Origin of the sequence: Candidatus Methanomethylophilus sp. 1R26 (genome assembly GCF_001481295.1) — an archaeon.
Taxonomy (GTDB): Archaea; Thermoplasmatota; Thermoplasmata; order Methanomassiliicoccales; family Methanomethylophilaceae; genus Methanomethylophilus.
The window spans coordinates 24563-37402 of sequence record NZ_LOPS01000018.1 but is presented as its reverse complement, the minus strand read 5'-3'; the positions used below and the strand labels follow the sequence as shown (position 1 = coordinate 37402).

Genomic DNA, 12840 nt, shown 5'->3' with positions numbered 1-12840 from the left:
CCGCTGTGGCTAAGGGGTATAGCGACGCTTGGTAAGGCGTAGGCCGAGGGTTCAATTCCCTCCAGCGGCTCCACTTTATATCAATCTCATATCAGGACGGTCGGGCCATCGCTGTCCGTGCTGTTCATCGGCCATTCGTCTGTGCTTCCATTCGTCCGCGTTCTTGATGCGCACTTATATTCTATCTCGCATATTGGCTATACACTTAGTAACGATTGACTAAAATACGAGATACAGAGTTATTGCAATCATGGCTCAAAGACCATTGATGATCACGATCGTCTCGGTACTGACGCTGATTAGCGCTCTGATCGCGATAGCGATGGGCGCCCTGTTCATCGCCGGGGCGGACTCGTTCATAGATACCGTCATGGACCAGGCGGACCTGTCCCGCAGCGATGCGGAGAACGCCATGGAGATCGCCGGGATAATCATCGTTATCTTCGGGCTGATACTCCTGGGGATTGCCGCCGGCCTTTACAAGGGGATCACGGTGTTCTGGTACATCGGCGTCGTCATCTACCTGATCGGCCTCATCGGCTCCCTCCTCACCGTATGGTCGGGGGTCGGCATCGTAGAGCTGGTGATCTGCATCGTGGTGCTCTATTACCTCTTCCGCCCCAACGTCAAGGAATTCTTCAAAGTCTGAGGGCGGAGAAGAGAGGGGCCCTGCTCCGCAGGGCCCCGGATAGGTTTTGGGTTTTCCGAGGGGGACGGCTCCCTCATTTCATCCTGTAGAAGACCCAGCCGGACCATATCTTGGGATAGAAGAAGGTGGTCTTCTTGGGCATCCTCTTTCCCTGTCCCGCGAGGTCCCAGATGGTCTGGAGCTTCGGCGGGTTCAGGACGACGGCGGCGTCGTGCTCCTTGGCCGCCATCGACTTGACGACGGAGTCCATGTCGGCGTCGTAGGAGACCTTGGACTTCCCCTCGTCGCTCTTGTAGATGCCGTAGAGGATCTTCTGCTGGGCGGCGTAGGTGTCGAGGCCCATCATGGGGTCCTCCTCGGAGATATTGTCGAGCAGGAGGCACTTCCCGGAGCGAAAGATCATCCCGAAGAGGTGCTGCGGGAGCTTCTCCCTCAGCTCGGCGGCAGATGATGCTTCCTCCGTCTTCATGGCCTTGGATATTTTCTTGATTGCCGTGGTCTCGCCGATGTCCTCGCGTCGATCAGCCTGTGGGTGGGGCGGATGACCAGCCCGCCGTCGTCCTGGGACACCATCGTGCAGAGGACGTACTGCTTGGCCTCGTCGCCCGGGTTCTCCTTGGCGTAGTTCAGGGCGGTCTCGTAGCGGTGGTGTCCGTCAGCGATCAGCATCTTCTGGGTCTTCAGCTTCTCCTTCACTTCCTCGATGACGGCGGGGTCGGAGATCTGCGAGTAGCGGTGCTCCACGCGTCGGGGTCCACGTACCTGTAGCGGAGCCTGGCGGCGCCGTCGACCTTCTTGTCCAAGTCCTTTCCGAGCCCCTCGTATATGCCGAAGATGCTCTCGAGGTGGGTCTCGGTGTCGCGCAGGAGGTTCAGCCTGTCCGCCTTCACCTTGGAGAAGGTCTCCTCGTGGGGGATGATGTTCCCCCGGGAGTACTCCTCGGTCCTGAGGATGCCGACGAGCCCCCTGCGGGTGGTCCTGACGCCGTCCTCTTCCCAGGTCTGGTCGTAGAGGTAGTAGGAGGGGGCGTCCTGCCTGAGCGCGCCCTCGGCGATGAAAGACTCGAGCCTCTGCGCCGAGCCGTGATAGCGGCCGTCGGCGTCCTGCTCCAGGGTTAGGTTGGTGACGTTGTGCTTCTTCGACTGGAGCTCTCTGAGCTGCTCCGGGCCGATGACGTCGTACGGGGGCGAGACGAAGTCGGCGATGGAATCGCCGGCCCCGATGCTGGGCCTGTAGCCTTTGAAAGGAAGGAACTCTACCATTTTCACATCTCCTTCAGCAGATCCTCGGCACGGGGTCGCCGGACGGGGGCTCGAGGATCCTCCTGCCGCCGACCTCGGTGTTCAGAACCACTCTGCTCCTGCCCTCGGCAGCCTTCCCGATGATGGCGGCGTCCTTTCCTTCAGGGGTGGCCCTGATGGCCTTCAGGACCTCCTCTGCCATCTCGGGGACGGCGGATATCACGCACTTCCCCTCGTTGCCGATGCTCAGGGGGTCGATCCCGAGGAGCTCGCAGGCCGAGACCACGCCGTCCCTCAGGGGGATGGCGGCCTCGTCTATCTGCAGTTCCACGCCGGATTTCGAGGCCCATTCGTTGAGGGTGTTGGCGAGTCCTCCGCGGGTCGGGTCCTTCATGGAGACGATGCCGCCGACCCTCAGGCCCTTCTCGATCATGCGGTTGAGGGGCTGCACATCGGACTTCACGGTGCTGTCGAAGCCGTAGCCCTCGCGGAAGGAGAGCAGGGAGACCCCGTGGTCGCCCATGTACCCGGAGACGATGATGACGTCGCCCGGGCGGGTGTTGGAGTCGGCGCACCAGCGGCTGGCCACCTTCCGGTAGGAGTTGGCGACCTCCATGTCATGGTCGAGGGCGTCCCACCTCCTGCGACGGCGGCCGTGGAGATGACCATCTTATCGAGCTCGCCGGCGCCCATGACCTTGGTGTCGCCGGTGACGATGGGGACGCCGGCCTCGCGGGCGGTGTCGCCCATGCTCTGCATGACCCTGTCGACGGTCTCGGAGTCCAGGCCCTCCTCGAGGACCACGGAGCTCGCCAGGCCGACCGGCTTGCGCCCATGACCGAGATGTCGTTGACGGTGCCGGACACGGCGATCCTCCCGATGTCCCCTCCGGGGAAGAAGAGCGGGTTCACCGTATGCCCGTCGATGGTGAAGACGATATCGTCCACCACTGCCGAGTCGTCGAGGGAGTCGAGGGGGACCTCGGCCTCCATCTTGGGGAAATGCGAGGTGATGTGCTTGGAGATGAACTCCTGCATGAGTTCGCCTCCCGCACCGTCGTTCATGACAACTTTTGACATCATCCGGGCGATGGGCACGGGCTGGTTTTAATGTATGGGTCGTACCCGCGGAGGCCGGCAGGGCGCATTACGAACCTTCTTCTAACGCCGGGGCCATATGCCTCCGAGGCATCCCAATGTTCGGTTTCGGGAAGAAGAGGAAGCAGGACGCGCCGAGGCGCCGGAGCCCAGGACAGCCAAGAAGGACGGCCCGCCCGCATGGCCGGAGGACCCGGACGCGCTGAGCGCGGAGGAGTTGAGGTCCCTGGCAACGCGTTTCTCCGCCCTCGGGACCCCGGAGGGACTGCATCCGCCAACCGCCTGCACCTGAAGGCGGCCGAGAAGGGGGACGCGCTGGCACAGCTCTACGTGGCCCAGGACTACGCCAACGGGCTGGGCGTCGACAGGGACCCGGAGAAGGCCGCCGAGTGGTACGCCAAGGCCGCCCGGCAGGGCCTGGCCTCCGCCCAGGACGCCCTCGGGATGGCGTACGAGAAGGGGACCGGCGTTGCCCAGGACCCGGAAAAGGCTGCGGAGCTCTACCGGGAGGCCGCCGGCCAGGGATATGCGATGGCCCAGTTCCACCTGGGGAAGCTGTACGAGGACGGCCGCGGTGTCGCCAGGGACTTCGCCGCGGCGGCCGATCTCTACCGCAAGGCGGCGGAACAGGGGTCCAAGGAGGCCCAATGCAACCTCGGCGTGCTCTACAGGGACGGCACGGGCGTGGAGCTCGATCCGGCCAAGGCTGTCGAGCTGCTGTCGAAGTCCGCGGCCCAGGGGTACAAGTACGCCCAGTTCGAGCTCGGCATGATGTACTACCGCGGGCGCGGGACGGAGGTCGACTATCCCAAGGCCGTCGAATGGCTCACCAAGGCCGCCGACAGGGGCTTCATCCCGGCGAAGTACTACCTCGGGACCTGCTACGAGAAGGGGCTGGGCGTGGAGGCCGATTTCGATAAGGCCGTTGAGCTCTACAAGGCGGGGGAGGACCGCGGATACATGATGGCCGGCAGGAAGATGATGAGGCTCCGCAGCGAAGGGAAGGTGAAGGAGCCGCCGGGGAACGGAAGACCCAGGCGCCCGTCCGAGTGATGAATATGAATCGCGATACCATGGCCTGCAACATATGCGGGAACCTCTGGCAGTTCACCGATTACATCGAGAGAGCGGGGATCTCCATCCACCAGTACCTGCTGGCCGGCCGCGTCCCGCTGGTTTTCTGCACCGGGACCGTCGCCGAAGCCGAGAGGAACATGCCGGAGATCGAGAGGATCCTGGCCGGCAGGAGCCTCAAATACATCCTCATCTCGCATAACGAATCCGACGAGGACGGGGCGCTCGGTCTCTTCCACGAGAAGTTCCCGGAGGTGTCCGCCGTATGCTCCGCGATGACCGCCAGGGAGCTGAAAGGCTACGGTTACGAGGGGAATGTCATCGCGGCCGCCCCCGGCCTGCCGCTGGAAGCCGAGGGCGTCAGCATCCAGTTCGTCGCCTACCCCTCGGAGGTGCATATGAACGACGGGCTGCTGTTCTTCGAGGAGCACACCCGCATCTTCTACAGCTCCGACCTGTTCTTCTCCACCGGGAACACTGCCGGGAAGGTCAGGAAGGTCTCCTGGGACGATGCCATAAACGATTTCGGGGAGGCGAGGATACCGGAACCGAGGAGGAACGCACTGAAGGCCTCGCTGAAGTCGGTCTCCCCGCTGTTCGTGGCCGCCGGGCACGGCGTCTGCCTGGACTGTTCGAACTGAAAACAACGGTATTAATACGCCGTCAGGATATCAAAATCCGGGCCTGTGTGGTAGCCAGGATGATCCTATCAGCTTTCGGAGCTGACAACCCGGGTTCGAATCCCGGCAGGCCCTTCCGCCGATGGGCGCTCCGGCTATGGCCGGGGCGCTGGCACATCGGTCTTTTCAGTTGCCCGGGTAGATGATCAGGCTGTCCATATCGTAGCCCTTGAGGGCCCCTTCCCTGGCGCCGAGGCCTGCAAGCTCCATGACGAACCCAATCTTGACGACCTTTCCGCCGAGCCTCTCGACCATGTTGATGATGGCCTTGGTGGTCCCGCCGGTCGCTACGAGGTCGTCTACGATGAACACCCTGTCGCCCTTCTTGATGCTGTCCTTGTGCATCTCGAGGGTGGCGGTGCCGTACTCGAGGCCGTACTCCTCTGAGATGGTCTCGCGGGGGAGCTTGCCCTTCTTCCTGGCGAGGACGAAGCCCAGGCCGAGCTTGTAGGCGACGGGGGCGCCGAAGACGAATCCCCTGGACTCAGAGCCGACAACGACGTCGACCTTCATTCCGTCGACCATATGCGCGAGCCCGTCGACGGACTTCCTGAATCCCTCAGGGTCCGAGATGAGGGTGGTGATGTCTCTGAAGACGATTCCCTTCTTGGGGAAATCGGGGATCGAGGTGATGTACTTGCCTAAGTCATCTGCCATATGGGTCCCAGAACCGCTTCTCTGTAATAAAAATGACCGCGGAATTCAGGAGTACCGGCGCCAGTCGTACCTTCCGTCGAGTATCCTGGCCATGACGGTGCCCGGCACGGCCCTCAGATCCTCCTCGGAGAACCTCCCGGAGGTGACCGTGGAGAACCCGCGGGCGGACAGCATTCTCACGGAGCATCTGCACACTCCGTTGCGGCGCTCCATCGGCCCCGCCAGGATATCCACGGACTGGACCTTGTCGTAATTGAAGCGGGTCTCGGACCGGTCGAAGCCCCCGGTGACGAAGACGAAGATGCTCCCGTCCGAAGCGAAGGCGCGGAGGCCGGCAGCGCACAGGCCGTAGGCTGCCGAGCCCGCCGCGGAGAGCAGCAGGACAGCGGCCGCCGGAAGTGCCAGCATGCTGTATTCGCTGTCATCGAGGAGGTACCAGGAGATGCCGGCCGCGGCCGCGAACAGGGCGGCGGCGACCGACCAGTAGAGGATGCAGATGTGCTTCCCGGCCTTCGGCTGGGGCACGGTGCCGGCCTGCGAGGCGAAGCCCGGCAGGGCCTTCTCCAGCAGTGCCAGGACATCCTCTCTCTTCTTCATCGGGCACAGCAGGGGGACGGCATCGTCGCCGTTCCCGTTGGCGGTGCCGACGACCTCCGCCTCCAGGGTGCAGAGTCCCAGCGCGCGGGCGAAGGCGGGCGACCTCATGCGGACGGAGTTCACCTTGTTCTCGCGGAAGGAGACGGTCTTCTGGGTGAACATGCCGTACTCCACGACCACGGTGTCGCCGGCGCGTTCGATGCGGTAGTTGTAGTAGCGGCAGCAGACGGAGACAATCGGGATGACCTCCTCCAGCACGAAGAGGTAGAGCGCAATGTCCCCTCCGCTGACGCTCTCCGACAGCGCGGACCATGCACCCCATACGATCAGAGCAAGTGCCAGCAGGAGCTGGGGGGACGACTGGGACAGGAAGCTGTGGACGATGATCTCCCTGTTGGTGACCTTCACGAGCGATTCCCTGTGCACTCCGGCATCGGGCATCCGGGCATCGTCTGCAGTCTCCTGAAGAGGCGCATCCTCCTGCCTCATTCCGAAGATCACGCCGTTCAGGTAGGTGCGCAGCCTCTCGGCCTCCTCCCTCTCGATGCAGAGGGTGGCGTCGGGGGCGGAAGAGTTCACGCCGGAGTTAACGTTAAAGGTCAGGGTGGACACGCCCAGCATCCTGTCCAGAATGCTGCGCGTGATCCCCACCGAGGCCATCCTGGAATACTGGATCTCCGATTTGTTCCTCGAGACGAACTTCCCGCTGACGGTCAGCTTGTTCCCGTCGAAGGTGAACACCGTGTGCTCCACGATGTACCAGCAGCTGTACGCGTTCAGCACGGTCAGGATGCACATCAGGGCCTGCCAGACCGGGCCCAGGTCCGCTTCGTCCGACAGCAGGCCCTCCGCGCCCCGGATGACGGCGCTATCACAATCTCGAAGATGATGAACTTCTTCGCGATGACGACGCCGCTGTTCTTGTACTGCCTCTGTTCCATTCAGTCCCTTTCCTTAAGGATCCCGACCACGACCTCGTTCAGGCGGGCGGCGATGCTCTCGGCGGTCCTGCTGTCCAGGTGATCGATGGACTCGGTGCCTCCGGCGGTGACTATCTCCACGTTAGCGAGGCCGAAGAGGCCGTTGATCGGCCCGACGGTGACGGTGACCTCGTGGATCCTCTCGATGGGGATGAGGGTGTGGGTGATGACGATAACCCCTCTGCGCACCTCGACCTTGTCGCTGTCGATACGGTAGCGGTAGCGGACGTAGTATATGCCGGGGTAGACCGCGAGCAGGGCCAGCAGCGCTATCGTGGCGGCAGTGTACGCGAGCCTCAGCCAACCGAGATCATTCCCTATGCGCGGATAGATGAGCGCGAAAATAGCCAGCAGGACGGCCGCCATTATGGCGTCGGATATGTACATGGCCTTCTTGGCCGCCGGCTCAAGGGCGTGGTATCCGTCGGCCGTCAGGCCGTCCGCGTTCAGGCGGAACTGCTCGGATGCTTTCATCAGCATCTCATCGGGCGGTATCCGTAAAATTGTATCGGATTAAATGCCCTTACAGTATGATGATATATGAAGAAACGGGAATGGACTCGGGGTTTCGAGCAGCAGGCGACGGTCATAACGCCCGTCCGTCGTTCGGATCTCGGAACCTTGCTCCGGTTTACTAATAAGTTTGGCCGCTTTCTGCGCGATCCCGTTCAGATTGCGCTCCAAACCGGCGCGCCGACTGGCCATGCGCCGCATTTGGCGGTCTGCTCCGAAAAGAACCCGATCGCATCGCGGATGTCCAGCGTATTTTGTTTCCCTATTGGTACGCGCCTCCTGTAGCATATATCTGCATATCAGGTATATATAACATTCTTTTTTCGCAGTTATTGGATGCATTTTATCGCAATTCTTTGTTTTTGTTACGATTTCAGCAACAATACTACGAAAAACAATTAAATTTGAACTCTGGACATAAGCACAGGGTCTGGGGTCAGAGGCCCCTGTCTCCGGGCGCGCCACCGATCTCCTGTTCCGCGGTCTTCAGGACGTACTCCGTGTTCTCAGCGGTGTTCCCGGCGATGACGGGTCCGGGTCCGTAGAGATGGACCCCTCCGTCGAGGGAGCGGATATGCCCTCCGGCCTCCTCGACGATCCTGGATGCCGCGGCGTAGTCCCACGGCGAGAGGTTGATCTCGAAGTAGATGTCGACCGCGCCCTTGGCCAGGAGGCAGAGCTCGTAGGCGGCCGTGCCGGTTCTCCGGATGTCCTCGCAGACGCTGTACAGCTTCTCGGCGATGCGGAAGCAGGCCGGGGCCTTCGATTTGTCGTATGCGGACCAGGCGGTGGCGAGCATGGCGTGCTCAATGCTCCGGTCCGACACGTGTATGGGCTTCCCGTTGAGGAACGCCCCCTGCCCCTTGTACGCCCAGAAGGTCAGGTCCAGGTAAGGGTGCCTGACCACTCCCAGGACGACCTCCCCGCGCCTCATCAGCGCGATGGAAACGACGCTGTTGTCCATGCCGCGGGCGTAGTTGGCGGTGCCGTCGATGGGATCGACGATCCATACCCACCTGTCGCTCCCTATGAGCCCGGAGTCCTTCTCGGGAAGGTCCCCTTCCTCTCCCATGAAGTACGATCCCGGGATGAGCGCGGTGAGCTCCCTTTTCAGATAATCCTGCACCTTGATGTCGGTCGAGGTGACGTAGTTCTCCTTGGTCCCCTTGTTGCCGACCTTGAAATCTTCGTCGCAGAGGACGATCTCCCCCGCCTTCACCGCGAGGTCGATCGTGTCCAGGAGCATCTTCTCCATGGGTTCCCCATGGGGCGTGCCCGTATTGAACCTTGCCCCGGTCAGAAGAACCGCTCGTCGCAGTAGGGGCAGTAGCGCGGGGGCTTGGAGAGGCCGCGGATGTCCCCGCCGCAGAACGGGCAGAACGAGAACCTGCGCTTCTCCGCACGCGCGGAGGAGGCGTATTTCTCCATGGGGGAGGGGCTCCCGCACTCGGAGCAGTAGCGGTAGGGATAGGAGTTCAGCGCGCCGCACACCGGGCACATGACCTTGGTCTCCGCCTCCTCCTTCCCGTTCTGCGGCGCACCGCCGCCGTACCTGTAGAACAGCGGGGGGAAGAGCCACATCCCCATCCCGGACCATCCGTCGTCGCCGTTGCACAATGAGACCCACTCCGGAAGATGAACAAAGGGGCGGGGAGTATCCCGCCCCGGAAAGGTTTTCAGTAGAGCTGCTCGGAGCAGTACGGGCAGAACTTGGGGGTCTTCTTGAGGCCCTCGAGCTCTCGCCGCAGTACGGGCAGATCTTGAACGCCTTGGGCGCTCCTGCGGCCGCAGGGGCAGGCGCCGCGGCGGGCTGCGCCGGAGCGGGGGCCGCCGGCTGCTGGGCCTGCTGGCCCATCGCCTGCTGCTGCATGGGCGAGGGCTTGCCGCAGTTGTTGCAGAACTTGTACGGATAGGTGTTCAGGGACCCGCAGTACGGGCACATGACCTGCTGGGCCTGGGGGGCCTGCTGCTGCGCGTTCACTCCCTGGACCGGCTGCTGGTTGAGCTGCTGGTACATCTGCGGGAACAGCATCATGCCGGCGCCCATGGCGGCCCCTCCCTGGGAGTCGCCGATGGCGTCCGCCATCCTGTCCATGACCTCGTAGCGCTTGAAGGCCTCTCCGTTCTGGGAGCTGAACTGCAGGTACTCGAAGACCTTGTTCTTCTCCTCCTCGGTGGTCGAGACCTCGTTGATCTTGAGGGCGACGAGCTCGATCCCCCTCTGCTGGAAGTAGGGGTCGATGAGGATCTTGGTGCCGGTGGACGCCTTCTCCAGGTTGGCCATGACGTCCATGTAGTACTGCTGGTTGAGCTGCTGGATTATCTGCTCGGAGATGAACCCCCTCATGAACTGGTTCACATCGCCGGTGGTGTAGCTCTTCATGCCTCCCAGGACCTGGGTGTAGAACACGCTGACGTCCGAGATGCGGAACTGGTAGTCGCCGTTAGCCATCAGGGTGATCGGGACCTCGTACTCCTTGGCCGCCTTGATCATGGAGCGGATGCCCCATTTGCCGTTGAAGATCTTGAGGCTGATGAACACGACCTGGACCTTGAACGGGGTCTCCTTGAAGCCAAGGGCCGCGTTGTACAGCTTGGTGAGCCAGGGGATGTTGTTCGACGAGATCAGGTGCCTTCCGGGCTCCAGTACCCCCTGGAGCTGCCCGTCCCTGATGAACAGGGCGACGGCGTGCTCCGGGACGGTGACCGAGGTGTAGAACCTCAGGTCGTCGTGCGGGGAGACGTAGATGATGTCGTCGGGGCCCTGGTCGGCCCAGTACACGACGTTGGTCTTCTTCTCTTCGTTCTTCTTGCTGCCGAATGCCATTCAGATCACTCCTGCTCGGACGCGATGCCCTTCATGACCGCGTCCCTCTGGTTGAAAGCCTCTATGAGAGCGTCCACGTCCCTCTCGATCATCCTCATGGGGGTCTTGATGTCCTCTCCCGAGTCGGCGAACCTCGTGAGGTCCGCGGTCTCCTTCTTGAGCGCCTCGACCCCGTCGATGAGCTGGGCGTCGAAGGTCACGACCCTGTCGAGCTCGGTCTCCCTGATCTTGACGGCCTCGTGGAACCCGGTGTAGCCCACGGCGGTCTTCTTGACCTGGGAGGTGTAGCGGTCCACCTTGGCCCTGAGCCTCTCCGACATCCTCATGGCGTCGAGGTCCCCGACGGTGGCCGCCGCGGAGTTGGCGAGGTCGTTCTTGACCGCGTTCAGCTCCTTGGCCACGATGTCCCTGATGGCCCTGTCCTCCTCGCGGCGGAGCTGCTTCTGCTTGTACCCTTTGTAGAAGGGTATGTAGGCCGCTATGCGGGAGGGGAGGGTCCTGTTCTCGGATATGTGCTTCTCGGTGTTGTTCTCGAGGTCCTTCCCGTTCATTTCCATTGAATCTGCCTCCTTTCTGTTCAGTATTTGCTGTGCTTGCTGTTGTTCGTCGCCGCGAGGAGCCCGATCAGGCGATGCCGACGATGAACACGACCGCGGCGACCCAGAGGTCGCAGTACTCGCTGATCACGAGGACGATGCCGATGAGGATTATGACGAGCCCCGCCGCGACCCTGGACAGCATCTCGCCGGGCCCGAACTTGTCGGGAGCGGAGGAGTGGGTGGCCCCGACCCCTGCCACGGCGATGCCTATGATGAGGATGACCGCGCCGGCGGCCACCGATGCGGACGTGTCCGCTCCCCAGTAGAGGATGATGCCGACCGCGGCGGCGAGGAGGACGAGGAACATCGTCCAGACCTGCTTCATCCTGTATGCGTTCCCTTTGTTCTCTGTCATTTCTATCCCTTCTTCTCTGCTGTCTTTCTTCGTTCTTCGGTTTCAGTCGTTGAGTATTATCAGTTCGGATGCTTTCATCCTCGAGACCCGGGCAGGCCTCAGCCTGAGGTTGCCGGGGGACTCGAAGGATTCCCCGTTGAGCGTGAACGGCACGTAGATGAGCCTCACGACCTCGGGGTTGCTCAGCTTCAGCTGGGGGTTCTGGACGTTCGCCACGTAGTTCTCGGCGATCAGCTCGGCCTCCCTCCTGGTGCTCAGGGGCACGACGACCTTCCTGGTCCCTATGGAGTTGGGGGCCGCGCTCTTCACGACGTCGATGATCCCGGCGCTGTTGCTGATGGACCCTTCCTTCCCAGACAGCCTGTCCAGGAACCCGGACTTGGAGGCGCCGGCGAAGACGTCGGTGACGGCCTCCGCCGGGCGCTCCAGGCAGCCGGAGTCGATGACGAAGTCGGCGCTCACCAGGAGCACCTCCTTCACCTCGACGGCCCTCTTCTTCCACAGGGAACCGGTCTGGAAGCTGTAGTCGAGCGACACCTGCCAGAAGGGCACCAGGACGTTCCCGGGCCCTGCCGCGATGTCGATCCCCTGCCCGCCGGTGGCGGACGCCAGGGCGGCCTTCATGTTGGCGAAGACCTCGGTCAGCTGTTCTTGTCCTTCAGGACGCTCCCCCACCTGCCCACGTTCGGGTACTCGGCGGTGAACAGCCTCCTGACCTGGGACAGGCTCTTCAGCGGGTCCCCGCCCAGCGCGTTGACGGCGTTGGCGGTCTCGTTCAGCGCCTCGACCTCCGAGATCTCGGTGGCGACGGCCTGTCCCATGATGGCGACCTTCATGTTGGTGATGCAGTCCTTCTTGGCCTTGTTCAGCTTGGCCAGGGCGGCCGTGAAGCTGCCCATGGCGCTCGTGATGTCGCCGTCGAGCATCCTCTCGCAGCCTGGCACGCCAGGGACAGCCCCTCGAACCTGTCCGCCGCGGGCTCGTAGCCTTTGGAGGCGCGGAAGTCCTCGGCTGCGGTGTTGAAGTTGTTCACCATCAGCAGGTACCTGCCGGGCTTGTCCTCGCGGAACAGCTTGGAGTTGTTGGCCAGCATGGCGTAGGCGTCGGTGAGCCCCTTGGCGGTCCTGATGTACTCCTGGGATTCCTCGTCCACGGCCAGCGGGGAGACCCCGTTGATCTGCTCCGCGAACTGGAACAGCCTCTCGGTGCTGTGCTTGGGGGTGACGTTCGTCGTCACGGTGAAGGGCATGACCAGCATCGGGTTGGAGAGGAAGGAGGTCAGCGAGAACCTGTACTCCCCGTACTCGATGTCGATCTTCGGCTTCACGCTCTGGGTCCAGATGTTGTACCTGGCCACGGGGTCGACGTTCTGCGCGCCGGCCACCGCCATGCCGCCCGGGACGGCCTTGCCGATCCAGGAGCGGACCTGGGCCATCATCTGGTCGAGGTAGGCCTTCGCGTCGAGCCTCTGCTGGGTCGTGCCGCAGCTCGGGCAGGTGACGTAGTCCCCGTCCCCTTTCACATCGTCGGCGGACAGGGGGGGCGCCGCAGTACTTGCAGCGCAGCGCGAC

The 12840-nt window shown here is 62.7% G+C and carries 17 protein-coding genes, 1 tRNA gene and 1 pseudogene; 4 read left to right on the top strand and 15 right to left on the bottom strand.

What is annotated here, in order from left to right; genetic code table 11:
• Positions 1–268 precede the first annotated feature (268 nt).
• Positions 269–649 (top strand): hypothetical protein, encoded by a 381-nt coding sequence (locus AUQ37_RS04270; RefSeq protein ID WP_058747546.1) that lies wholly within the window; start codon positions 269–271, stop codon positions 647–649.
• 73 nt (positions 650–722) lie between these two features.
• Here AUQ37_RS04270 and AUQ37_RS10955 read toward each other — a convergent pair whose 3' ends face one another.
• The 5 genes and pseudogenes from AUQ37_RS10955 to AUQ37_RS12250 form a co-directional block, all read right to left on the bottom strand.
• Positions 723–1118: a DUF1015 family protein gene (locus tag AUQ37_RS10955; RefSeq protein WP_058747545.1), complete on the bottom strand. Its 396-nt coding sequence runs from the start codon at positions 1116–1118 to the stop codon at positions 723–725.
• Positions 1115–1393 (bottom strand): DUF1015 family protein, encoded by a 279-nt coding sequence (locus tag AUQ37_RS12935; protein ID WP_201013744.1) that lies wholly within the window; start codon positions 1391–1393, stop codon positions 1115–1117. The genes AUQ37_RS10955 and AUQ37_RS12935 overlap by 4 nt, the downstream gene beginning before the upstream one ends.
• Entirely contained in the window at positions 1342–1911 is a 570-nt protein-coding gene (locus AUQ37_RS10945) for a DUF1015 domain-containing protein (RefSeq protein WP_058747543.1), read from the bottom strand. Before AUQ37_RS10945 ends, AUQ37_RS12935 begins: the two co-directional genes overlap by 52 nt.
• Positions 1912–1924: 13 nt before the next feature.
• Positions 1925–2506, bottom strand: coding sequence for an AIR synthase-related protein (locus AUQ37_RS12255; RefSeq protein ID WP_235584918.1), 582 nt, complete (start codon positions 2504–2506; stop codon positions 1925–1927).
• 89 nt (positions 2507–2595) lie between these two features.
• Positions 2596–2882, bottom strand: a pseudogene (locus AUQ37_RS12250) (AIR synthase related protein); the annotation flags it as partial.
• Positions 2883–3167: 285 nt separating this feature from the next.
• Between AUQ37_RS12250 and AUQ37_RS04245 the strand changes: the two are divergent.
• The 3 genes from AUQ37_RS04245 (at position 3168) to AUQ37_RS04235 (ending at position 4816) form a co-directional block, all read left to right on the top strand.
• A complete protein-coding gene (locus AUQ37_RS04245) occupies positions 3168–4040 on the top strand; it encodes an SEL1-like repeat protein (RefSeq protein ID WP_058747542.1) in 873 nt (290 codons plus the stop codon).
• Positions 4041–4060: 20 nt separating this feature from the next.
• Complete coding sequence (locus AUQ37_RS04240; RefSeq protein WP_058747541.1) at positions 4061–4702, top strand: hypothetical protein; 642 nt, start codon at positions 4061–4063, stop codon at positions 4700–4702.
• 39 nt (positions 4703–4741) lie between these two features.
• A tRNA-Arg gene (locus AUQ37_RS04235) sits at positions 4742–4816 on the top strand.
• Between the two features lie 51 nt (positions 4817–4867).
• Here AUQ37_RS04235 and AUQ37_RS04230 read toward each other — a convergent pair.
• The 10 genes from AUQ37_RS04230 to AUQ37_RS10925 all read right to left on the bottom strand — a co-directional run bounded on the left by AUQ37_RS04230 (position 4868) and on the right by AUQ37_RS10925 (position 12791).
• On the bottom strand, positions 4868–5398 hold the full coding sequence (locus AUQ37_RS04230; RefSeq protein ID WP_058747540.1) for an adenine phosphoribosyltransferase: 531 nt from the start codon (positions 5396–5398) through the stop codon (positions 4868–4870).
• A 45-nt stretch (positions 5399–5443) separates the two neighbouring features.
• On the bottom strand, positions 5444–6793 hold the full coding sequence (locus AUQ37_RS04225; protein WP_058747539.1) for a PH domain-containing protein: 1350 nt from the start codon (positions 6791–6793) through the stop codon (positions 5444–5446).
• The gene (locus AUQ37_RS09930; RefSeq protein ID WP_157844275.1) at positions 6793–6936 is read right to left on the bottom strand and encodes a hypothetical protein; all 144 of its coding nucleotides are present in this window, start codon (positions 6934–6936) and stop codon (positions 6793–6795) included. The genes AUQ37_RS04225 and AUQ37_RS09930 overlap by 1 nt, the downstream gene beginning before the upstream one ends.
• A complete protein-coding gene (locus AUQ37_RS04220; RefSeq protein WP_058747538.1) occupies positions 6937–7455 on the bottom strand; it encodes a PH domain-containing protein in 519 nt (172 codons plus the stop codon). It abuts the gene before it with no gap.
• Between the two features lie 469 nt (positions 7456–7924).
• A complete protein-coding gene (locus tag AUQ37_RS10940; protein ID WP_201013743.1) occupies positions 7925–10315 on the bottom strand; it encodes an inositol monophosphatase family protein in 2391 nt (796 codons plus the stop codon).
• Between the two features lie 5 nt (positions 10316–10320).
• Entirely contained in the window at positions 10321–10872 is a 552-nt protein-coding gene (locus AUQ37_RS04195; protein WP_235584917.1) for a hypothetical protein, read from the bottom strand.
• Between the two features lie 67 nt (positions 10873–10939).
• Complete coding sequence (locus tag AUQ37_RS04190; RefSeq protein ID WP_058747534.1) at positions 10940–11269, bottom strand: hypothetical protein; 330 nt, start codon at positions 11267–11269, stop codon at positions 10940–10942.
• A gap of 42 nt (positions 11270–11311) precedes the next feature.
• Positions 11312–11944 (bottom strand): hypothetical protein, encoded by a 633-nt coding sequence (locus AUQ37_RS10935; protein WP_201013742.1) that lies wholly within the window; start codon positions 11942–11944, stop codon positions 11312–11314.
• A complete protein-coding gene (locus AUQ37_RS10930) occupies positions 11911–12195 on the bottom strand; it encodes a hypothetical protein (protein WP_201013741.1) in 285 nt (94 codons plus the stop codon). Before AUQ37_RS10930 ends, AUQ37_RS10935 begins: the two co-directional genes overlap by 34 nt.
• Positions 12135–12791 (bottom strand): hypothetical protein, encoded by a 657-nt coding sequence (locus tag AUQ37_RS10925; RefSeq protein WP_058747531.1) that lies wholly within the window; start codon positions 12789–12791, stop codon positions 12135–12137. Before AUQ37_RS10925 ends, AUQ37_RS10930 begins: the two co-directional genes overlap by 61 nt.
• Between the last annotated feature and the right edge of the window lie 49 nt (positions 12792–12840).